General features: G+C 65.4%; 18 protein-coding genes. 15 read left to right on the top strand and 3 right to left on the bottom strand.

What is annotated here, in order from left to right; all coding sequences use genetic code 11:
• Positions 1 to 55: 55 nt before the first annotated feature.
• From VNN55_10535 to VNN55_10505, 7 genes are all read left to right on the top strand, one after another.
• Positions 56 to 1,054, top strand: a complete 999-nt coding sequence (locus VNN55_10535; GenBank protein ID HWO57990.1) for a MoxR family ATPase — start codon at positions 56 to 58, stop codon at positions 1,052 to 1,054.
• Positions 1,055 to 1,114: 60 nt separating this feature from the next.
• The gene (locus tag VNN55_10530; protein HWO57989.1) at positions 1,115 to 2,014 is read left to right on the top strand and encodes a DUF58 domain-containing protein; all 900 of its coding nucleotides are present in this window, start codon (positions 1,115 to 1,117) and stop codon (positions 2,012 to 2,014) included.
• Positions 2,015 to 2,032: 18 nt separating this feature from the next.
• Complete coding sequence (locus tag VNN55_10525; GenBank protein ID HWO57988.1) at positions 2,033 to 2,911, top strand: deoxyribonuclease IV; 879 nt, start codon at positions 2,033 to 2,035, stop codon at positions 2,909 to 2,911.
• A 24-nt stretch (positions 2,912 to 2,935) separates the two neighbouring features.
• Positions 2,936 to 4,843, top strand: a complete 1,908-nt coding sequence (locus VNN55_10520; protein HWO57987.1) for a hypothetical protein — start codon at positions 2,936 to 2,938, stop codon at positions 4,841 to 4,843.
• A 25-nt stretch (positions 4,844 to 4,868) separates the two neighbouring features.
• Positions 4,869 to 7,019, top strand: a complete 2,151-nt coding sequence (locus VNN55_10515; protein HWO57986.1) for a BatA domain-containing protein — start codon at positions 4,869 to 4,871, stop codon at positions 7,017 to 7,019.
• 46 nt (positions 7,020 to 7,065) lie between these two features.
• Positions 7,066 to 8,964 (top strand): ABC-F family ATP-binding cassette domain-containing protein, encoded by a 1,899-nt coding sequence (locus VNN55_10510; GenBank protein ID HWO57985.1) that lies wholly within the window; start codon positions 7,066 to 7,068, stop codon positions 8,962 to 8,964.
• 322 nt (positions 8,965 to 9,286) lie between these two features.
• Positions 9,287 to 9,958, top strand: a complete 672-nt coding sequence (locus VNN55_10505) for a hypothetical protein (protein ID HWO57984.1) — start codon at positions 9,287 to 9,289, stop codon at positions 9,956 to 9,958.
• Here VNN55_10505 and VNN55_10500 read toward each other — a convergent pair.
• From VNN55_10500 to VNN55_10490, 3 genes are all read right to left on the bottom strand, one after another.
• Complete coding sequence (locus VNN55_10500) at positions 9,955 to 10,344, bottom strand: hypothetical protein (GenBank protein ID HWO57983.1); 390 nt, start codon at positions 10,342 to 10,344, stop codon at positions 9,955 to 9,957. The two genes, VNN55_10505 and VNN55_10500, sit on opposite strands and share 4 nt — an antisense overlap.
• A gap of 111 nt (positions 10,345 to 10,455) precedes the next feature.
• Positions 10,456 to 11,307 (bottom strand): class I SAM-dependent methyltransferase, encoded by an 852-nt coding sequence (locus VNN55_10495; GenBank protein ID HWO57982.1) that lies wholly within the window; start codon positions 11,305 to 11,307, stop codon positions 10,456 to 10,458.
• Between the two features lie 10 nt (positions 11,308 to 11,317).
• Positions 11,318 to 12,715 (bottom strand): MATE family efflux transporter, encoded by a 1,398-nt coding sequence (locus VNN55_10490; GenBank protein HWO57981.1) that lies wholly within the window; start codon positions 12,713 to 12,715, stop codon positions 11,318 to 11,320.
• A 92-nt stretch (positions 12,716 to 12,807) separates the two neighbouring features.
• Here VNN55_10490 and VNN55_10485 point away from each other — a divergent pair, with 92 nt between their 5' ends.
• The 8 genes from VNN55_10485 (at position 12,808) to VNN55_10450 (ending at position 23,094) form a co-directional block, all read left to right on the top strand.
• Positions 12,808 to 13,650, top strand: a complete 843-nt coding sequence (locus VNN55_10485; GenBank protein ID HWO57980.1) for an RNA methyltransferase — start codon at positions 12,808 to 12,810, stop codon at positions 13,648 to 13,650.
• Between the two features lie 51 nt (positions 13,651 to 13,701).
• Positions 13,702 to 14,775, top strand: a complete 1,074-nt coding sequence (locus VNN55_10480) for a hypothetical protein (protein ID HWO57979.1) — start codon at positions 13,702 to 13,704, stop codon at positions 14,773 to 14,775.
• Between the two features lie 131 nt (positions 14,776 to 14,906).
• Entirely contained in the window at positions 14,907 to 17,372 is a 2,466-nt protein-coding gene (gene sppA / locus VNN55_10475; GenBank protein ID HWO57978.1) for a signal peptide peptidase SppA, read from the top strand.
• Positions 17,373 to 17,466: 94 nt separating this feature from the next.
• Positions 17,467 to 17,943: an ACT domain-containing protein gene (locus VNN55_10470; GenBank protein ID HWO57977.1), complete on the top strand. Its 477-nt coding sequence runs from the start codon at positions 17,467 to 17,469 to the stop codon at positions 17,941 to 17,943.
• A 19-nt stretch (positions 17,944 to 17,962) separates the two neighbouring features.
• Positions 17,963 to 18,292 carry a hypothetical protein gene (locus tag VNN55_10465; protein ID HWO57976.1) on the top strand — a complete coding sequence of 110 codons (330 nt, stop codon included), beginning with the start codon at positions 17,963 to 17,965 and terminating at the stop codon, positions 18,290 to 18,292.
• Between the two features lie 326 nt (positions 18,293 to 18,618).
• Complete coding sequence (locus tag VNN55_10460) at positions 18,619 to 22,053, top strand: S8 family serine peptidase (GenBank protein HWO57975.1); 3,435 nt, start codon at positions 18,619 to 18,621, stop codon at positions 22,051 to 22,053.
• A gap of 9 nt (positions 22,054 to 22,062) precedes the next feature.
• Entirely contained in the window at positions 22,063 to 22,818 is a 756-nt protein-coding gene (locus VNN55_10455; GenBank protein ID HWO57974.1) for an SDR family NAD(P)-dependent oxidoreductase, read from the top strand.
• A gap of 72 nt (positions 22,819 to 22,890) precedes the next feature.
• On the top strand, positions 22,891 to 23,094 hold the full coding sequence (locus VNN55_10450; protein HWO57973.1) for a hypothetical protein: 204 nt from the start codon (positions 22,891 to 22,893) through the stop codon (positions 23,092 to 23,094).
• Positions 23,095 to 23,136: the final 42 nt, after the last annotated feature.

The raw sequence follows: 23,136 nt of genomic DNA, 5'->3' as shown, positions 1-23,136 counted from the left end.
GGTGTGAGGGCGCGCCCAGTGGACATCCCGACCCGGACAGGAGTCTTGTTACCTCATGAGCCAGAATGACTTGCAAGCCGTCGAAAACCTCAAAACCGCCCATGCCCGTCTGCGTCAGGAAATCGGCAAAGTCATCGTCGGCCAAGCCGAGGTCGTCGATGAACTGCTGACTGCGCTTTTGTCCAACGGCCATTGCCTGCTGGTCGGCGTGCCGGGACTGGCCAAGACGCTGCTGGTCTCAACGGTGGCCCGCGTCCTCGACTTGAAATTCTCACGCATCCAGTTCACGCCCGACCTGATGCCCTCCGACATCACCGGCACCGAGATCCTCGAGGAGGATCACACCACCGGCAAGCGAATGTTCCGTTTCGTCAAGGGGCCGGTCTTCGCCAACATCGTGCTGGCCGACGAGATCAACCGCACGCCCCCGAAGACACAGGCGGCGTTGTTGCAGGCGATGCAGGAGCACGAAGTGACCGCCGGCGGCGAGACCTTCCGTCTGCCGGAGCCGTTCTTCGTCCTGGCGACGCAGAACCCCATCGAGCAGGAAGGGACCTATCCGCTCCCCGAAGCGCAGCTGGACCGGTTCATGTTCAACATCTATGTCGACTATCCCGATGTCCGCGAAGAGGAGCAGATTGTCCAGACGACCACCTCGGCGGCGGTCGCCGACATCCGTCCGGTGATGGACTCGGACACGATCCGCAATCTCCAGGGGCTGGTGCGCCGTGTGCCGGTCTCCGACCACGTGATCGCCTTTGCCGTGGCGCTGGCACGGGCGACCCGTCCGAAGGAAGATGGAGCCCGTCAGTACATCAAGGATTGGGTCTCCTGGGGCGCCGGACCGCGCGCCTCGCAGTACCTGGTGCTGGGCGCCAAGTGCCGGGCCATCCTCGACGGCCGTCCCACTCCCTCCATCGATGATGTCCGTGCCGTGTCGCGTCCGGTCTTGCGCCACCGGATCGTGACCTCGTTCAACGCCGAAGCCGACGGGGTCGGCACGCTGGATGTGATCGAACGCCTCCTGGCCGATGTGAAGCCGAAGGGGGATTAGCACGGTATCTTTTGCGGGCGCGCGTGCGTGCGCCCGTGCTGTTGGACCGACTTCGCGACCATGCCCGCCGCCGACCACCGCCAATTCCTCAACCCCGAGGTCATCTCCCGACTCAAGTCGATGGAGATGAAGGCGCGTCTGGTTGTCGAGGGATTCATCACCGGACTGCACAAGTCGCCCTACCACGGCTTTTCGGTCGAGTTTGCCGAGCATCGCCAGTACATGCCCGGCGACCCGATCCGCAACATCGACTGGAAGGTCTTCGCCAAAAGCGACCGCTACTTCGTCAAGGAATTCGAGGAGGAGACCAACCTCAAATCGTACATCCTCCTCGATGTCTCCAAGTCGATGTCCTACACCTCGACCAGGGTGAGCAAGTTTCTCTACGCCGCCCAACTGGCGGCGGCGCTGTCGTTTCTCATGCTCAAGCAGCGCGATGCGGTCGGGCTGGTGGTCTTCGATCAGAAAATCCGTTCCTACCTGCCGCCCAAGTCGGCGAGCGTGCACATGCACGCCCTGCTGACCACGCTGGCGGGGATCGAGCCCGCCAACACCACCGACGCCGGGATTGCCCTGCACGAGATGGCCGACCGGATCAAACGGCGCGGGTTGATCATTGTGCTCTCCGATCTGTTCGATGATCCCACGCGGGTGCTGGCCGGGCTCAAGCACTTCCGCCACCGCAAGCACGAGGTCCTGGTCTTCCACATCCTCGATCCGAGCGAACGGACCTTCGACTTTCCCGCCGAGGCGATCTTCAAGGACATGGAGTCGGGCGAGGAAATCTCGACGTTGCCCTGGCAGATCAAGGCGGAATACCAGCGTTCGGTGGGCGCGCACATGGACCGGTTCCGCCGCGAATGCCGCGACGCCTTCATCGACTACGTGCCGATCGACACCGCGGTGCCCTACGATTACGCGCTCTTTTCGTATTTGTCGAAGCGGCAGCGGCTGTATTGAATCGGACCAATCGGACCCATGGGACCCATCAAAAAGAAAAGGGCGGATGTCCTGGTCGGCGCGCACATGTCGATTGCCGGCGGGGTGTACAATGCCATCCTGCATGCTGAAGCGGTCGAATGCACCTGCGTGCAGCTGTTTGTGAAATCCTCCAATCAGTGGAAGGCCAAGCCGCTGGCCGAGGAGGAGATCGCGCAGTTCAAGTCGGAGCGGGCGCGCACCGGCATCGGGCCGGCGGTCGCGCATTCGTCGTACCTGATCAACGTCGGTTCCCCCGATGCGGCGCTCTATGAGAAATCGCGCGAGGCGTTGGCGATCGAGTACGAGCGCTGCACGCAACTGGGCGTCGAGTATCTGGTCTTTCATCCCGGCGCGCACACCGGCGACGGTGTCGAGGGCGGCATCGCCCGCATCGCCAAGGCGATGGACTGGGTCCTGACCCGGCACAAGTCGAGCCCGACGTTGCTGCTTTTGGAGACCACCGCCGGGGCCGGCTCGCACATCGGCTCGACCTTCGAGGAACTGCGGTCGATTCTCGACAAGCTCGACAATGGCGACCGCGCCGCGGTCTGCCTCGACACCTGCCATGTCTTCGCCGCCGGCTACGACATCCGCACCGAGGCGGGATACCAAAGAACGATGAAGACCTTCGACGAGGTCATCGGCCTGGATCGTCTCAAGGCGATCCACTGCAACGACTCGAAGTATGACCTCGGCACGCACAAGGACCGTCACGAGCACCTCGGCAAGGGCTACATCGGCGCCGACGCTTTCGGCTTCATCATGCGCGACCCGCGGCTGAAGACGGTGCCGAAGATCATCGAGACGGAGAAGGACGACGACGGAGAGCTGGACCGGATGAACCTCGGCCTGTTGCGCAAACTGGCCGGGGCGTGACTCCCACGGACCGCTGACGACATGATGACGACGCACCTCCGACCGATCCTGGTTGCCGCGGCGCTGTGGCTGTGCCTGGCGGCGTGGCCGTCGGACGCCGTCCGTGCGGCCGAGGGCGTGACCCTGCAGATCGTCGTGCAGGAGATTCTCGCCGCCGACCCCCCCGAGGCGGCAGTGATCGACTCGGTGAGCGTGCCGCTGGCCTTCGATCGTCGCACGGCCGTGCGCGCCGGGAATTTCGTCGCCGATGTCACCGTGTCGCCCCGTCCCGAGGGCGCGGTGCATCTGGCGGTCTCGATCTACGTCAACGGGCCGCTGCCGGACATGCGCTCCGACGAAGCGACGGTGGCCGCCGGAGCGGCGCTGGTGGTTGACAGTCTCCGCGGCAAGGGCAAGTCCCACTACCGCGCCCACTTCATTCCGCGCCGCGGCGCCGTCGATGCCGCCGCCGCCGCGCCACCGCTGGACAGTCTGGGCTGGCAATCGGTGCTCTCGGCCAGCGCCGAGTATTTCGTGCCCGAGGGCATGCTGCCCCCCTTGCAGTTTCTGCCGATCCGCATGGCGCTTGATTTCGAATTGGAGACCTTGCTCGATTCGCTTGAGATCAAGCCGGGCGCGCGGATCGCGGTCTATCTGTCGCCGGAGGAAGCGGGCGGCTACGCCTGGGATTCGACCTGTTCCTGCGCCATTGATCCGGCGCGGCTGCGGGTGGCGGTCCGACACCGGCCGTTGGATGTGCGCGTTGACCCGCGCGATCTGGCGCTGGCCGCCGCCTACCGGGTCTGGGGGTATGCCCCCGACCTCTTGGCGGTGGGCGCCTGCGGGATCCTCGACTGCGCCGACTACCGCGTCCGCCAGGCGCAGACACAGGGCGCCTATGTGCCCCTCGATTCACTGGCGCAATCGATCCGGTTCCGCCGCCACAACCGCCAGGTCGCCGCGGCCGAGGCGGCGTCGTTTGTGGCCTGGATCGTGAACACCTATGGACTTCCGCCGCTGAAAACGCTGTATGAGCGCGCCACCGATCTGTCGATCCATCGCGCCATTTGGTCGGTGTTCAACAAGACGCTTGCCGAGCTGGAGCAAGACTGGCTGGCGTATCTGAAAACCCGCAGCTTCGATCGCGATGAGCTTCTCTACTACGCCAACCGCGACAAGGCCTACCGCCGTTACGCGACGCATCTGGAATTCCTCGAGGCGGCGCGCGACGCCCTGACGCCCGCCGACGCCGCGATCCTGCGCGACATCGGCATTGCCCTGGGGCAGATGGGACGTTGGAACGACGCGGTGGCGGCGCTGACCCGGATGACCGTTGAGTATCCCGATGATCCGCTGGGGTGGAAGCTGCTCTGCGAGGCGCAGCGCGCCGCCGGCGACGATTTGGGCGCCGGACGCAATTATCAGGTGTATCTGCAGACGTTTCCCGCCGACGCGCAGACCTACCTGCGCCTGGGGGACATCCAGTGGGATGCCCGCCGCGCGGATTCGGCGCTGGCGCTCTGGCGGTTGGGCGAGGCCGCCTCGCCCAACCGCATCATCGCCGGGGAACTGCGACTGCGGGTCGGGCATTATTACGAGGGGCGCCGTCGCGGGGCCGACTCCGCCCGGACCGCCTTCGCCGATGCCCGACGGCTGGTGGCGCAGGCCACCATCGAGGATCCCACCGATGCCGCCGCCTGGATCATCACCGCCGAAGCGCTCTTGGGGTTGGATTCGCTTGACGCGGCGCTGGAGCATCTCCGTTTGGCCGAGACCCTCACCGACGCGGCGATCGCGGTGGGCCGCATCCACCTGCTCCGCGGCTTCTGCCTCGATCGCGCCGGGCGGCGCAGCGAGGCGCTCGCCGAATACCGCTTTATCGTGGATGCCGGTCTGGCCGCGCCCCATGTCCGGCTGGCAAAGAAGCATCAGAAATGGGCCTACGGCGATTGATCCCGGACGGGTGTAGAATCACGCGATGAATTTTCTCAATTCGGCATTTCTGGCGGGGCTGGCCGCGGCGATTGTGCCGCTGCTGATTCATTTGCTCAACCGCCGCAAGGTCAAGACCGTCGAGTTCTCGTCGGTGATGTTCCTGCGCGATCTGCGCAAGTCGCGGATGCGCCGTCTGGAATTGCGCCGCTGGCTTTTGTTGGCCGTGCGCACGCTCATCATCACCTGCGCGGTGCTGGCGTTTGCGCGTCCGGCGTTGCAGGGGGACAGTCTGTCGTCGCTGGGCGGACGGGCCCGCACCACGGCGGTGATCGCGCTGGACCAGTCGGCCTCAATGGCGATGGAGACCCCGAACGGCACAGCGTTCGAGCGCGCCCAACGGCGGGTGCGCGAGATCGGATCGCTCTTCGGCGAGGGGGATGAGTTGATCGCCCTGCCGTTTTCCGGCGCGGTTACGCCCCGTCCCGAGCCGCCGAGCGCGGCCATTGGCCCCCTGGTCGACCGTCTGGCCGCCAGCGAGGCCGGGTACGGCGCCACCGACGCCACCGGCGCGCTCAACGCCGCGCTGGCGGCGATGGCTTCGGGCGCCAATCTGAACAAGGAACTCTATCTGGTCACCGACCGCCGGCGCGAGGCCTTCCTCCGCACCGCCGTCGACACCTCGCTCTTGACGCGCGTCCGGCCCACCGTCTATCTGGTCGACGTGGCCGACGAGGAGGAGTCGTTCGATCTCGGCGTAACCGATGTGCAGTTGGCCAGCCAACTTCTGGAGCCGCATTCGCCGTTCGCCGTGACCGCCACGGTCAAGAATCACACGGCGCGCAACGTCGATCGTCTCGTCGCCAGTCTCTTCCTCGATGGCCGCCGGGTGGCACAGGAGGAGCTCAATCTCGGTCCCGAGGGAACCACGTCGATTTCCCTGTCGGGTTCGGTCGACGCGCCCGGAGTGCACGCCGGATTTGTCGAGATTTCGCCCGACGACAACCCGCGGGACAACCGACGCCATTTCGCGGTCACCATCCCCGACCAGATTCGTGTGCTGTTGGCGTCGGACTATCCCTCCGGACGGCGCGCCGGGGCGCTGGCGCTGGCGCCGCAGCCCGGCGCCGGTCAGCGACTTCTGATCGATGAAGTCGACACGCCGGAATTGGTGCGCAGAAACTTGTTCGATTACGACGTCGTGCTGATCACCGAATGGCGCCTGCCCGACCGCCTGACGGTCGAGCAGTTGGCGCGGTTTGTGCGCGGCGGCGGCGGCGTCTTTGTCGCGCCCGCCTTCGATGCCGACACCACCGCGTGGAACATGCTGGTGTCAGTCCCGCATTTCGGACTGCGCCTCGGCCTGCCCCCCAATCCCCCGTCGGCGGAGCGGTTCTTCGTCTGGGACCGGATTGACTGGAATCATCCGATCTGGTCGGTCTATCGCGACGTGCCCGCCGAACGCATCCCCGAGATCCGCTGGTTCTCGGTGTTCCGCGTCGAGGGCAATCCCGGCGGAGGCGTGGTGGTCGACTTTTCCGGGGGACGTCCGGCGTTGTCGGAGACGCGGCTGGAGACCGGCAAGTGGCTGGTGTCGTGGGCGCCGATCAATCCGCCGTTTACCGATCTGCCGCTGCGGTCGTTGTTTGTGCCGTTCATGAACCGCATGGTCGAGTATCTGGCCGCCGATCTGTCGGAGCGGCGCGGCGATTTCCTGGTCGATGAGCCGGTGGTGCGCGAGCCGGCGCGTGGCATCTTCGCCAACGCCACCGTCGAGATCATCCGTCCCGATGGCGCGCTGGCGCGTCCCGGCCTCGAAACCGCGGGGACCCGCACCCGCATCACCTATGCCGGCGGCGACATCCCCGGTGTCTACACGATCACCGCCAACGGCAAACCGATCGACGCGTTCAGCGTCAATGTTGATCCGCACGAGATGGACGCGGCACTGATGGACCGCGACGAGTTGGCGCGGCGCTGGCCCGGATTGCCCATCCGCTGGATCGAGCCGGGGCAGACGGTGAAAGATGCGGTGACCCAGACCCGCTACGGCACCGAACTGCGGCCGCTGTTTCTCTGGCTGACGGCGGCGTTCTTCTTCCTCGAGATGTACCTGGCGCGCACACGCAAGCGCGACATGGCGGTGGATGCCTCCGAGGCGCTGCCGCCCGCGGTCGGCGCGCCCACGCACGGCTGAGGCCGCCCGCCTACCATCCGCGCGTCTTTTGCCGTAACTTCCCGCCATGATCGTGGTCTCCCTGCACGATATCCGCAAGTCGTTCCCCGCCGGCGGCGATGTCCTCACCGGCGTCGATTGGGAAATCCACTCCGGCCAGAAGATCGCTTTGGTGGGACGCAACGGCTCCGGCAAGACCACGCTGATGGGCATTGTCGTCGGGCGTATGGAGGCGGATTCCGGCACGCGCACGCTCGGACGCGGTGTGCGCATTGTCGAGATGAGCCAGATTCCGGACCGCTCGCTGGAATCGACGCTCTACGACTATGTGCTCGATGCCCGCCGCGATCTGTTGGACCTGCGGCACCGCGTTGTCGAACTGGCGGCGGCGGTCGCTGAAAATCCCGATGACGCCGACCGTCAGGAGCGACTGGGACAGGCGCAGCACGATCTGGAGCACTCCGGCGCCTATGGGCTCGAGACGCAGGTCGAGCGGGTGCTGACCGGGCTCTCCTTTCCGCGCGAGCGCTGGCGCGACTCGATTGCACGCTTCTCCGGCGGCGAGCGCACCCGCGCCGAACTGGCGCGGCTGCTTCTGACGCCGGCCGATCTGTTGTTGCTCGACGAGCCGACCAATCACCTCGACATCCCGGCGGTCGAATGGCTGGAACAGTATCTGATCGAGGCGCCCTTTGCCTGCGTGCTGGTCTCGCATGACCGTGTCTTCCTCGAGCGCTTCGCCGGACGGGTGGTGGAACTGGTCAACGGCACGTTGGAACAGTATGACGGCAACTACCTCTACTACCGCGCCGAGAAGCCGAAACGGATCGCGCGGCGGCAGAAGGCCTACGAGATTCAGCAGGCCGAGATCGCCCGCATCGAGGATTTCATCGCCCGCAATCTCGCCGGGCAGAAGACCCGTCAGGCGCAGTCGAAACGGCTGGCGCTCTCCAAGCTCGAACGGTTGGAGAGGCCCACCGAGGATACGAGCGAGATCAAGCTGGGCTTTCAGACCGCGCGACGCTCCTTCCGCGAGGTGCTGGTGGTCAAAAATCTGACGCGACGGCTGGGCGGACGCGTCATCCTTGACCGCGTGAGTTTCACTTGCGAGCGCAACGATAAGATCGGCGTGATTGGTCCCAACGGCGCGGGGAAGACCACGCTGTTGCGGGCCATTGTCGGGCTCGACAACGACTACGATGGGCAGATACGGTTGGGCGAGCGGGTCGAGATCGGCTATTTCGACCAGCACTTGGACACGCTCGACGGCTCCGGCAGCGTGATCGATGAAATCTGGAATGAGCATCCCAGCTTCGAGGCGGGGCCGTTGCGTTCCTATCTGGCGCGCTTCCTCTTCACCGGCGAGGATGTCTTCAAACGCGTCGCCGATCTCTCAGGCGGCGAGAAGAACCGTTTGGCGCTGGCCAAACTGATGCTGACCAAGGCGAACTTCCTGGTCATGGATGAGCCGACCAACCACCTCGATGTCGCCGCGCGCGAGGTGCTCGAGGAGGCGATCGCCGAGTTCGACGGCACCGCGCTGATCGTCAGCCACGATCGCCGCTTTCTCGACCGCTTCGCGACCAAGATTCTCTACGTCGGCGACGGGAACGTGTCGCTGTCGCTGGGGCACTATTCCGACTGGGCGGCGCGACGCGATGCGGCGCGGGCCGCCGATTCCGCCGCGTCGCCGGAGGTGTCGGTTTCCGAGGCGGCGCGCGACTGGGAAGAACGCAAGCGCGAACGCGCCCGCACGCAGAAGCGCGAACGCCAACGGCGCGAAATCGAATCCGCCATCACGGCGCTGGAAGCACGCATCGCGCAACTTGAGGCGGAACTATCCAGCGAGACCATCGCCCGCGACTGGGAGCGTCTGGCGGCGCTCACCGAGGAACGCGCCAGGAAATACGAAGAGATGGAGCAGTGGCTCACCCGCCTCGATGAATTCATCGCCACCGGTGGCTAGACATTCCCGTCTGACCTGCCGCCCCTGATTGCGCGGCGCTCTTGGGCCCCCACTGGCGATGGGATATTGCGGGAAGGTTGCCCTGCCGTGAAGTTCGCCTCGTTCGGCGGGTCATAAAGCCGACCCGCCTCACGAGGCGATGGACAGACAAGAATGTCTGTCCTCCTAAAAGCATAATTTGAGATGAACGGGATCAGGAGGTCGGACATTCCTGTCTGACCTCCTGAGATATGATTTCCAATGAAGACAAGACGGGCCGGTGAGTTCTGTCATTTTGAATCCGCCGGCTAACTGGCTAACTGGAATGGATCGGATCCGTCTAATGGTTATGGTTGGCGCATCACAACCGCTTCTCAGACGGGTCACTTATACCCTGTTGTTGTTGGGATGGCTGACATCCGTGGCGTTGGGGCCATTCATCGCATCCGGACAAGCTTTCGAGCGTTCGGACCGTGATGCCGACGTTTACATAATGTCGCAGGCACGCGAATTCTTCAGCTCAAACGCCCCCGTCCAAGATGTGATATCGTTGAGCAAGAAGATGTTGAGCGGAGACTTCCTCTGGGTCCGCCGTGCGGGAAAGGAGTGGGTATTTCGCGACGCCCAGACATTAAAAGCAGCGTTACGGCTCTTCGAACCACTGAACGGGCTGGAGTCGGAGCGCGAAGCGATTCAGAGGAGACAGGAGCAACTGGCGGCGGATGAGGCGGCGCTCGACGATGAGGAAGAGCGGCTTGAGGAGGAAGTGAAAGCCCTGGAGGAAGAGGAAGGCGGCCAGATTTCTGATTCTGCGCGGGTGGCGTTGACCCATCGCCAGCTCGAACTCAAATCAAGGCTGCGCGCCGTTAAGGTGCGCGAACGTGAATTAGACACCAACGAGAAGGCGCTTGATGCTCGTTCCGACGAGCTCGAACGGAAGGCAGAGTCAGCGCTCTGGGACCTTGTCGAGCAGGCGATTAGGAATGGCCTGGGTCGCGCGGTCGGACCGAATTAGCCGGGCGGCCAGGCGCCAATCACCTGCCGCAGCGCCGCGATCTTGCCGAGGTGATAGGCATTGTGCACGGCCAGAGCCAGCAGCTCCTGCTGCATCGGCTCATTTGTTGCCTGCCCGGACGCCTCGCCCAGCGCGGCGGCTTTCTCCGCCCCGGTGATGAACTCTTTGACCAGATCGATGTAATCACTCTCACTTCCGGGCGCCCGGAACGAATCCGCCTCTCCCCCGTGAACCCAGGCATCGCGCGCGGCCCTGTCGTCTTCGACAACGATCGTCTGCCACTTCGTGGCGTGCCACAATTCTTCATAGATCGTGCGCGATGCGCCGCCGGGTCGTTGTGTGACATCCGCCATCGTCAACCCGGACAGCAGGAGCCCGCGGGGCATGTACTCCCCCTCCAGAAACAAATCTCGCCACAATCCCATGACACTGCCTTTCGTCTGATGATCCGCAATATCCGGCAATTGCTGGAGTGAGCCCATGGGCCGGGCGACGGACTACTTCCGCCGCAACACCGGCACCATCCACGACGAGCGGTCGCTGTTGTCGAGCGGACGGCCGGGGTCGAGGCCGCCCAGCCAAGCGACCGGCTCGAAGGCGTCGGACTTTTCGATCAAAAGCAGGAACTCCTGATGCGTGAGATAGCGGTCGGGGTCCTTGAATTCCCAGACGCGCGAGGAGCCGTTGCGTGTCAATTCGATGCGCACACGCGAAGTGGCGATCTGCGTGATGGGATCGTAGCCGCCGTCATCGGTCCCCCAGTGCAATTTCACCCGCGTGCCGTTGCGTTCGGCCTCCCAGTCGCCGCTCCAGGACATCGTGACGATCTGACCGTCAATGCGCGTGCCCCAATCATTCATCTCCGGACGCGGCAGACGGAAGACATGGCGGGGGTGGTTGGCTTCGATGACGTAGATGCCGCCGGGGGTCATGCTGCGCGCCAGGCAGCGCAGATGCCGCACGATATCGTCGTTGGACAGCAGGTAATGAAAGGACCCCATCGGGCAAAACGCCAGATCGACCGGCTCGCGCAGCAGGAAATCGCGCATATCCGCGTGCACGAACTCGACCGCGGTCTGTTCTCGCGCCGCCTTCCCGCGCGCATAGGCGAGCATCGCCTCGCTCAAATCCAATCCATGCGAACGGACGCCCCGCCGCGCGTATTCGAGGCAGTGGAATCCCGGACCACAACAGACATCGAGGAAGGACCGCGGCGGACGATCGTGGCCGGAGTGCAGACGGTAGATCTCATCGAGGGCGTTGCATTCGCGGGTCAGGTCGCGCCAGTCGAAGGCGATGTCGTAGGCCTCGGCGTAGTCGTGGCGCAAGTGTTCGGGTTCGGGGTGCACGGGAACGCTCCTAAGATCCCAGATCGCGGGTGTCGGCGTCAATGGTGGTCCGTGTCGGTGGCGGGATGCGCACACGGTCCCGCAGACGGAAGTGAAGTGTCTTGAATTTTCCGCCCAACGCGACGCTGCGCACGATCCAGTCTCCCATCATCGACCACCAGATTCCCATCAAACCAAAGCCGAGAGTATAACCAAACAGATACGACAAAGGGAGTCGCACGATCCATCCGCCGAGAATCGGGGTGAACATGACCCAGCGGGTTTCGCCGGCGCCGCGGAGCGCGCCCGCCAACACGATGGCTAAGGCCAGCGGGACCTGGATGGCGGCGGCCACGGTGCAGAACTTGATGCCGAGCACCCGCACGGCCGGATCATCGGTGAACAGCGCAATCCATTGGTGGGAAAAGAAATAGAACGACAGCCCCAGGATCGCCATGAAGGCGGTCGCAATCCAGGTGGTGGTCCAGCCCGCCTCGCGCGCGCCGCGTTCATCCTTGGCCCCCAGTTTCTGGCCGACCATCGTGGTCGCTGCCTGCCCGAACCCCAGGGCCGGGAGGAAGGCCACCGCCTCCATGTCGATGCCGATACGGTGCGCGGCGATCGCCGCCGGACCGAAACCGGTCAAAAACCGGTAGTAGAACCCCTGCATGGTGTTGACGATCAACCGTTCGGCCACGGTCGGCGAGCCCAATCCCCAGACCGCCTTCGCCGCGCGCAGCGATAAGCCCCGGATCGCCGGGCTCCAGTACCCGCGCCGGCAGGCAATGACCGCCAGCGTGATCGCCCCGATCGCTTCGGAGATTCCCACTCCCAACGCCGCGCCGACCACTCCCAGCTTGGGCGCTCCCCAGTTGCCGAAGATGGCGGCATAGGAGATCAGGACATGAATGATGTTGACCGCCAAGGTCACGATCAGTGGTGTGCGCGAATCTCCCACGCCCTGAAAGACCGCCGAGAGAACGAAGAACGATCCGGAGAAGACCAGCGTGATGTAGTAGATGCGCAGGTAAGAGAGCGCTTGATTGAGCGTCTCCCCGTGCGCCCCCATGAATTCGCACATCCATGGCGACAGCGGCCACAAGAGCAGCCCCAGCCCGATCGAGACCAGCGCGCAGATCGCCACCACGGCGCGGGCGACTTTCAAACGGCGTTCCGGCTCCGCCGCCCCGGTGTGAAAGGCCACCAGCACCTGGCCGCCGATCCCCAGCCCGCGCTGCACCGCCATCGCGATGAAGACCGGCACCTGCGCGATCCCCATCCCCGCCAGCGACGTTGCCGCGAGCCGTCCGACCATCGCGGTGTCGACAATCGACGCCGCCCGTGACAGGAAATTGGCTCCCGCAATCGGCCAGGCGAGTTTCCAGATGGCAACGTAGAGGCGCCGTTTGGCGGGATCGATCCCGAACATTGGCGGGAAGTAAGCGAGAAACCGCGCGTGGTACAATCGGGCAGGCGCCGGACGCCAAAATCACTGCCAGCGTCGCGGAAACCGCTTGCCAAGTGCCGCTGCAGGCGGCTTTCCTGCCCGGCGTGAATCCGCCCACCCCCGCACTGACGCTGACGCGCCCTTCGGCGCGGCAATTGACCGCTTGGCGCAAGTTGCTGACCAAGAAGGGTCGCCGCGAAGCCGGCGAGGTGCTGATCGAAGGCGCGCGTCTGGTCGGCGAAGCGCTGGCCGCCGGCGCGGACGTCACGGCGCTGGTGATTGCCGACGATGAGCAGGGACGGGCCGCCCTGCGCAAACTGGCCGAGCAACACCGGCTGACGGCGCAGGCAATCTACACCGCCGCGCCGCGCGAATTCGCCAAGCTGACCGACACGGTCCACGCCGCCGGCATTGCCTGCGTCATCAAATGGCGCGCGCCGCGCTTTGATGCGGCCCGGCGCGATCTGGCGCGGACGCTGGTCTGTGACCGTATTTCCGACCCGGGCAATCTCGGCACCCTGGTTCGTACCGCCGCCGGGCTGGGGTTGGATGCGGTCATCCTGCTGGCGGGTACTGCGGAGCTGGCCAATCCCAAGACCCTGCGCGCGGCGATGGGCGCCGTCTACCACATTCCGGTCTTTGTCGACGCCGCGGCGCCGGAGGTCATCGACTGGGCGGCGCAGGCGGGGGTCACGCTGTTTGTCGCGGATGCCCACGGCGGCCGGGAGCCGGAGACTGCGCCCGCACGCTGGGCGCTGGTGATCGGCAGCGAAACCATCCCGCTGGATCCGGCCTGGGCCGCAGCGGGAGTGGCCCGCATCAGTCTGCCGCTGCATCGAGGGGTCGAATCGTTCAATGCCGCGATTGCCGGCGCCATCCTGATGGACCGTCTTTGCCGCCCCGCCGCATCCGGCTAATCGCCGCAACACCCGCCCGGTGATTGCGTATCTTAACCTGTTGAGGCCATGATGACACCGCGACTCGCCCGTCCCATCCTGATCGCCGTCCTGATGGCCGGGATCGTGGGCGCCGTCTCGGTCGCGCGGGCGCAGAATGTGAAGGTGCAGCGTCTGGGCGGCGGACGGTACATGACCGAGACGGTGCGCGAGGCACCGGCCGCGGACTTGAAGGCGCTGCGCATCATCGGCCCGGAAAACCTCGGCGGCAGCATCACCGTGACCGCCAGGCCGGTGACGACCACACGGCTGGAATTGCTCAAGATCTTCAAGGTTCCCACCGAGGCCGAGGCGCTCACCTTCGAGCGGGAGATTCAATTCGACCTGCGCACGGTCGGGTCCACCCTGGAGCTGGAAGTGAGCGCACGGTCCGATGCGCCCTGGGAGGGGCGCGATCAGAGCGCGCGCATCGAGATCACCTTCGTGGTCCCGGAGAATTGGGATCTGGAGGTGCGCGGCCGGTTCTTCGAGATGGATCTGGCCGGCCCCTTCCGCCGTTGCGAGATCAGCACCGAGTACGGGCGGATCAAACTGGCCAATGTCACGCAGAAGTCGCGGGTGGTGGGCAACTACACCGGCATGGAACTCTCCGGCGTCAAAGGGGAGATTGTGGCGCAGACCAGTTTCGCCGATCTGGTGTTGCGTGACGCGATTCCCTCGGCGGAGCGTCCGGCGCAGTTGACCAACCAGAACGGCTCGATCGTGGTGGAGAAATTCGCCGGCGCGCTGGCGGCCGAGTCGCAGAACGCGCCGATCTTCCTCTCCGATGTCGTCCTGCTTGGCTCCGGCTCGAGTTTGCGCGCCGCCAACGCCATGATCAAAGCCGACATCGCTGAATTCGGCAACGCCGAACTCGATGTGACCAACAGCAACAATTCGGTCATCCTCAATGTCCCCAAGTCCCTGTCGGCGCGGCTGAGCTGCTCGGTGGGCAGCGGCGGTTCGATCAACACCGGCGGGCTGATTGTGCAGACGCACCCGAATCAACTCGGCGCCGGGCGGCTGGAAGGGATCATCGGCTCCGGCAAGGGTCTCATCGACATCGACATCAGCGGCCCCGGCCACATCGGCATCCAGGGACGTTGACCCCCCGACATTCACCGTGAATTGACATTGCCGCCGCGGGGTTTTCCGCCTTGCTTAGCGTCAGCACGGGGCATCCTGCCTGGGGGGCAGGATCCACCCGCTCGACGCGTCTTGATCGAGGGAGGTACGGCATGATCAGATCACGCCGGGAGCGCACTTGGCTCCCGTATTGGATCGCGACCATCGGGCTTCCGATCATCCTGGCCATCACCGCGCCGGTGCGCGCCGGCGACATCTTCCCGCGCGATCAGATTCTCTTTCCCTTCCTGCCGGCGGCGATGGCCGATGGCCCGGGGGGGCTGCGGCTGAATCCCGCCGTGATCGGCGCCGATCCGGAGTTCGCGCTCAACTACTACCACGCCTTCTCGGACTCATCGCTGAAAGGCGATGACGCCGTCTACACCACGTTCCGCGGATTCGGCTTCGGCATCGAATGGCTGGGCGCCGGCGCGGTGCCGGATGGACGGTCCTACACCATCGGTCTGGCCACCAGCAGCCAGAAGTCGTTTGCCGTCGGCAGCAGTTACCAGTGGCGCACCAGCGACGATCCGGTGCAGGACAAGGCGCACTTCTGGACCTATGGCTTCCTCTGGCGGCCAAACAACACCTTGTCGTTTGCCGGTGTGGCGCACAACTACCACCGCATGAAGGTCCCGAGCGGCCGCTCCGATGCCGAGTTCGTCTATTCGGCGGCGGTGCGTTTGTTGCAGGGCCGCCTGTTGATCGGCGGCGATTGGTATCAGACCACCTCGCAACGGGTCAAGGATGGCACCTACCGTCTCGCCACATCGTTTCAGGTCCGTCGCGGGCTGACGATCTACGGCGATCTGGACGAGAATGAAAACTACTTCCTCGGCGCGCGCGTCGAGATGAGCACCTGGTTTGCCGGCACGCATGCCGCCTTCGACGGGGAGCGCGACTACAGGGGCGGCGTCGGCTACGTCGGCATGCACAAGACCCGTCGCGCGCCGCTGTGGAGTCTCTGGCGCGAGGCGGCGAAGATCGAGCTGGCCGGCGCAATCCCCGACCGTCCGACGCCGCGCAACTTCTTCGGCCCGGAGCCGGCGACGACGTTCGACTACCTGTCGATGCTGGACAAGGCGCGGCGCGATCCCGAAATCCGCGCGGTCCTGCTGCGCATCAACGATCCCGAACTGGGCTGGGCCCGCCGCGAGGAAATCCGCCGCGCCATCCTCCGTGTGCGCGACGCCGGCAAGCCGGTGATCGCCTGTGTCGACGGCATGGTGTCCAACGGCGAGTATTACCTCGCCAGCGCCGCCGACCGGATCGTCGCGCCGCCGGTCTCCACCATCGATGTGATCGGCCTGCGTTCGGAGGTAACATTCGCCAAGCGCCTGCTCGACAAACTGGGCATCGTCGCCGATCTCGAACATGTCGGCGACTACAAGAACGCCTCCGATCTGTTGACTCGCACCTCGATGTCACCGGCGCACCGCGAGGCGGTGACCGCGCTTCTGAATGATCTCGACGGGTACTGGGTGGAGCGCCTGGCCGAAGGCCGACGGACTGCGCCCGATGTGGTCCGCGGCTGGATTGATCATGGACCGTATGTCTCGGTCGACGCGCAGGCCGCCGGACTGATCGACACGGTCGCGTATGCGGATGAACTTGATGGCATCGTCAGCGCCCTGGCCGGGCCGATCTGGCGCACGGTCGGCACGGCGGCGTTGCGGGACCGTGTCTATGCGCGGTCGGGGTGGGCCGAACCGGACCGCGTCGCCGTCATCTTCGCCGAGGGCGGCATCGAGGAGGGCGCCAACCGCGACGATTTCCTGTTCGGCGAAGTGATGGGCTCGGCGACCACCGCCCACGCGATCCAAAGCGCCCGCGAGAACCCGCGGGTCAAGGCGCTCGTTCTGCGGGTGAACTCGGGCGGCGGATCGGTGGTCGCCTCCGATGAGATCTGGCGTGAAGTGGCGCGCACCGTCGGACGCAAGCCGATCATCGTCTCGTTCGCCGACGTGGCGGCCTCCGGCGGGTACTATATCGCCTGCGCGGCCGATTCGATCTTCGCCTTGCCCAACACCATCACCGGCTCGATCGGCGTCATCTCCGGCAAACTCGATTTCTCCGCGCTGTACGACAAGGTCGGCCTGGACAAGGAGGCGATCGACCGCGGACGTTTCGCCGGGCTTTACACCTCCGATGGCGCCTTCACCGACGAACAACGCGCGGTGATTCGCGCGCAGATGCTGCGGGCCTACGAGCACTTCAAGGGCCTGGTGGCCGAAGGCCGTTCGTTGCCGGCCGATTCGGTCGAAGCGATCGCGCAGGGGCGTGTCTGGTCCGGGCTGGCGGCCGATCGTCGCGGCTTGGTCGACGGTTTCGCCGACCTGAACGAGTGCATCACCACCGCGGCGCGGATGGCCGGAATCGATCGCGGCAGCGACGTCGAGGTCATGGTGCTGCCGGAGCGTCGCTGGCAGTTGTTCGACGCCGGACCCATCGGCTTCGCCGGGGCCTTCCTGCCAGCGGAGACGGTGGAGCATCTGCTGGCCACGGTGCTGGCGCGGGCGGGCCTGGCGCCGGACAACGGCCTTTCCTATGCGACGCCTTACCGCGTGACAATTCGCTGAGACGTGGGGAACAACCCGCGCCCCGGCTTGTATTAGGGCGAGACCCGCGCTACCTTGGATGGCGCGGACCGGCCGGCAGAGGAGCGCGGCACCCATGAATCACTTGAGCATCATCACCGACTCGAACATCTGCAAATTCACGCTTCACGACCTCCCCGACCGTCCCGGCATCGCCGCCGAGATGTTCAGCCGTCTGGGCGAGGCCGACATCAACGTGGTCGGCCTGGCCGCCGCCGGGGCGCAACTGGGACGCACGGATGTCTCGATCACGGTCAACAGTGCCGACGCCGCCAAGACCGCGGCGGTGCTTGACACCGCGCGGCGCGAGCTGGATGCGCAGGGCCTCTCGCAAAAGAAGGATGTCGCGGCGGTCAGTCTGATCGCCGACTCGTTGTCGCACGACCCCGGGGTGGCCGCCCGGATGTTCCGCACGCTCTCGGCCGAGGGGATCAACATTGACATGATCACGGCCAGCAACACCACGGTGACCTGCCTGATCGATTCCCGTTTTGTGCCGGCCGCCCAGCGGGCGCTGGAACGCGAGTTTACCGGACAATTGGCGTCTCGTTGACGCGCGAAAGGTGGTTTCCATGAAGAAGTTCATTTTGCTCGGCGCGGCGCTGGCCATTGCCGCCGGTTGCGGCGCCGATCAGCAGAAGGCCGCGGACAAACCGGCGGGCGGCCAGCCGGCCACCGCTCAGGCCAAACCTTACCCCATCGACTGGTGCATCGTCTCCGGCGAAAAACTCGGTTCGATGGGCGACCCCATCGTCCGCACCTATCAGGGGCGGGAAGTGAAATTCTGCTGCAAGTACTGCATCGAGGACTTCGAGAAGACCCCGGCGCTCTACCTGGCGCGCATCGACTCGGCGGCCGCGGGGCAATTGCAGCCCCCCGCCGACCATGGGCACGGCGGCTGAGTCGCTTCCATCGTATGACGGCGGACACGGCCCGGCAATGCCGGGCCGTTTTTCGTCGTGCCGCGGCCCTATCGAACCCGAACGGGGACACGTATATTGCAAGCGGAGCGCAGGCCCCGGCCCCCGGAGACATCCCTCACCCACTGTCCGGCAAACCACATCCCCGAGATCCCGAGAGTGAGATGATCCCGACTCTCTTCTGCTCTCACCAGCGACGCCGAAGCCGATGGCACATCGGGCTTGCGCTGCTTGCAGCGCTGATCGGGGTGACGAAGCTTCACGCACAGCCCGCGCCCGACGCGCTGATTGTGCGCGTCCGGGACGCTGTGGCATCGGCATCAAAGCACGCCGCCGGTCCCGCGGCCGCCGGATTGAGCGCCGATGTGCTGGCGCGCAGCGCCGCGCTGGGCGTCACACAAGTGCGCCCGCTCTATCCCACCACCAGCGCGTCCGCGCATCCCGGCCCACGGACCTTCGTGGTGGCCATCCCGCCGGGAATGACCGCCGCGCAACTGCAGGCCCGCTACGCGGCGCTGGATTGGGTGGAATATGTCGAGCCCGACTGGCAATTCGAATTGCATGCCGTCCCCAACGATCCCCTCTGGCCGCGGCAATGGGATCTGGAAAACACCGGCCAGCCCTACTACTCGGTGCGCGGTGTGGCGGGAGACAGCAACGATGTCCGGATTGAGCGCACCGGCTATCCGGGCGCGGACATCCGCTTTCGCGCCCCGTATGAAAGCGGTGAACCGACCGCCGATGTGCTGGTGGCCATCATCGACACCGGCCTGGACACGGCGCATGTCGATCTGCATGACCGACTGGCGCCGAATGCCGGCGAGATTCGCGCCAATGGCCTCGACGACGATCACAACGGCTTTGTCGACGACATCTACGGCTGGGACTTTTCCGGCGACACTCCGGGCGCCCCGATCAACATCCGCGGCGACAACGACATCCGCGACTACATGGGGCATGGGACCCACGTGGCCGGGACCGTCGCCGCTGCCGTCGACAACGCGATCGGCATCGCCGGTGTCTGCCCGCAGGCGCGGGTGATCGGCGCGAAGATCTTTCCTAATCCGTATTTCTCGATCTCGGCGGCGGCGATCTACTACGCCGTCGACCGCGGCGCGCGGGTGATCAACATGAGTTGGGGCGGCGCCTTCCCGTCGCGCGCCATCGAGGAGGCGCTCCAGTACGCCGCCGACCGTGGCGTGACACTGGTGGCGTCGATGGGAAATTCGGGGCGCGACGAGGTGTTCTATCCCTCCGGCTACGCGACCACCATCGGCGTGGGATCATCGGATGCGCGTGACCGGCTGTCACGCTTTTCCACCTACAACGATTTCGTCGATGTGATCGCCCCCGGCGAGGACATTCTGTCGCTGCGCGCCGCCGGAACCGATCTGTACGCGGATGTCGGCGAACCCGATGTGCACGTGGTCGATGGCGACTACCTGATTGCCTCGGGCACATCGATGGCCGCCCCGCATGTCACCGGCGCCGCGGCGACACTGCTGGCGCTGGCGCCCGGACTGTCATCGCAACGCCTGCGCGAGATCCTGCGCGCCGGCGCCGACGACATCATTGACCCCTTCGGCAACGATTCGCTCCACCTGCCCGGACCCGACCGCCACACCGGCGCCGGGCGCATCAATCTCCAGCGGGCGATGGCGATGCTGCCGGGCATCGTTCTAGAGGTCGTCAATCCGCCGCGCGGATATTGGCTGTCCAGCACTGATTTCCGGGTCTCCGTCCGGGCCGCCGGACCACACTTCGGCGGCTTCACGGCGATGTTGGCGCGCAACCATCCCCCGTTCACATCGGTCTGGCGGGAGATCCCGCCTGCGGATATCCGCTTCCAGAACGGCCTGTATGAGATCACGCTGCGGGATGCCGCTGATTCCGTCGGGCCCCATACCTTGCGCCTCGACGCGGGTCCCGACGCGGCGGTCGACTGGCCGCTCTGGTTGGGAGCTGTGACCGTCGCGTCGATCCTGGCGCCGTTGCCGAATGACACGATCCGACTCCTCCGTCCGATCATCGGCACGGCCGCCGGTCCGTCACTTCAATCGTACTCGCTGTTCGCAGAGGGTCCGTTGCCATCGCGCGATGTTCACGCCGTTCCCACCGTCACCGCGTTGCGGTGGAATGACACGCTTGCGTACTGGCGGACCGACTCGCTGGAAAGCGGCGAGTATGATCTGATTCTGTCGGTTAATGGGGGTGATGCAACCGTTGCCGACACGGTGCGCGTGTTCGTCCACGAGCCGTTCCTCGACGGCTTCCCCGTCGATCTGCCCGCGCCGGCGCACTTTGCCGTGACCACGGTGAACCTGGACGGACGCGACGGCGATGAGATCATCTGCCCCACGCAGTCGGGGCTGTATGTCCTGCGCAGCGACGGGCGGATCTACCCCGGCTGGCCGCGCGCCACCAACTTTGATGTCACCACCGCGCCGGCGGTCGCCGATCTGGACGGCGACGGCAAATCGGAGATCATCGTCGCCAGCCGATCGTACATGCATGTCTACTCGTTCATCGGCGAGCCTTTCGCCGGCTGGCCGCGGATCTTTCTGGGCGGCTCGGGCATCTTCGGGAATTCGTTGCCGGTCGTGGGCGATGTCGATGGGGTGGGCGGACGCGAAGTCGCCGGAATCGACCGTCATGGCCGCATCAAGATCTGGCATGCCGACGGCACGATCTACGCGCCACGGGGCGGCGAATATTTCGCGCGCATCCCGATCGTCAACACGCTCAACGCGGCGCTGCCGCGGCTGGCCGTCTGCGACCTCAACGGCGACCGCCGTCCCGAGCTGGTCGCCGCCGGCGACGGCGTCTTCGTCTTCGATGCGCTGACCGGCGGGCCGATGGCGGGCAACGACGACGTGCTGCTGGCCGACCATCACTCGACCCATGGCCTGGCCATCGGCGATTACGACGGTGATGGTGACTTTGACATCGCCTACGTCGCCGCCGACCACGCCACCGATCGTTTCCGTTTGGCGGTGATCGATTCGCATGGCGACCCGTTGCCGGGTTGGCCGCAGATTATGCCTGAGCAGGTGAATCTGTATCTGCAGTACTCGCTGTCGGCCGGTGATCTGGACGGCGACCATCGACCCGAGCTTTTGCTGGCGCCTTACACGCTGGGCGGGGGCATGCTCTATGCATTCCACGGCAACGGCGCGCCGGTCGGGTCGGATTCCACCAACGGACTGCTGGCGCGTCTGCCGGGCACGGTCTCGGCGATTGTCCTGGCCAATGTGGACCGCGACATCGATCCGGAAATCGTCATGCGGGTCGGGGACTTCATTTCGGGGCCCGACTACGTCTACGCGCTCGAGGCCGATGGCGCCTTGTTGCCGGGGTACCCGCTGAAGTTCGGCGACGGCAATTCGGTCACCATGCCGGCGCCGATCATCGGCGATGTGAACGCCGACGGCTTGGCCGACATGACCACCATCCAATCCACATCGATGAGCGTCGCCGTCTGGGAGTTGGGCGTCCCGTTCGCCGTCGCCGGCCGTCCCTGGCCGCGGTTTGCCGGCGATCTGTGGAATTCCAACATCGCTCCCGCGCCGCGCTACGATCTGCTCTACCTCGTGCGGCTCATCGACATGACGATGCGCAACGGGATGCCGTTGCCGCCCCATGAACCCGTCGATCTCGACTGCGACGGGTCGGTATCAACCGCTGACATCGTGGCGCTGATTGATTATCTCTACCGCGGCGGCGCCCATCCCTGCCGCCCCTGAGAGGTGGGCATGAAGATCGACTTTTCCGGACAGACCGTGCTGATCACCGGCGCATCGCGCGGCATCGGACGCGCCGCGGCGCGGCTGTTTGCCGAGCACGGCGCCGACGTGGCCGTCCACTATCAGCGCAACCGCGCGGCGGCCGAGGCGGCGGTCGCGGAGATTGCGGCCATGGGACGCACGGCGCGCGCCTACGCCGCCGACATTGCCGATTCCCGCGCCGTCGATGAATTGGTGGCCCGCGCGGCCGTTGACTTCGGACGTCTCGATGTCCTGGTCAACAATGCCGGCATCTGGAAGGAGGGGCCGATCGCCACGATCACCGACGCCCAGATCGACGAGATGATCGACATCAATCTGAAGAATCTGTTCTATGCCTGCCGCGCGGCGGTGCCGCACCTGCGGCGGACGCGCGGCAACATCATCAACATCGCCTCGACCGCCGGGCAGCGCGGTGAGGCCTTCCACTCTCACTACGCCGCGACCAAGGGGGCGACGATCTCCTTCACCAAGTCGCTGGCGCCGGAGCTGGTCGGCGACGGCATCCGCGTCAACTGCGTCGCGCCCGGCTGGGTCGACACCGACATGTCGCATGAGGCCCTGCGCGCTCCCGACGCGCACCGCCACATTGGCCTGATTCCGCTGGGACGCGCCGCCGGCGCCGAGGAGATCGCCGGCGCGATTGTCTTCCTCGCCTCCGGCTGGTCCAGCTTCATCACCGGCGAAATCCTCAACGTCAACGGCGGCGCGGTCCTGTGCGGCTGACGCGTTGGGGACAATTCCTGTTGACTATCAACGACGGACGGACTAATTGATTGGTGAAAGGAGGTGACCCTCATGCGTAAAGCCCTCGCCACTGTCTTTGTCGTGTTCGCCGTGGCGTTTGTGGTCGGGATGACCATCCCCTCCGCCGACGCCGGTCCGTGCTACTACAAGTGCATCTGCAGCCAGCCGTACAAATGCTGCGTCAACAACGGCGTCGAGTCGTGCAAGAAGGTGACCGGCGCGCCGATCTATTGCACGCAGGATTTCCCCTGTTAGGGGAGCCCGCACCGCCTGACCTGATGACGGCGGGAACGGCGG

The organism is bacterium (assembly GCA_035559435.1).
Taxonomy (GTDB): Bacteria; Zixibacteria; MSB-5A5; order WJJR01; family WJJR01; genus JACQFV01.
The sequence above is the reverse complement of the archived record's forward strand: the minus strand, read 5'-3'. Positions and strand labels throughout refer to the sequence as shown.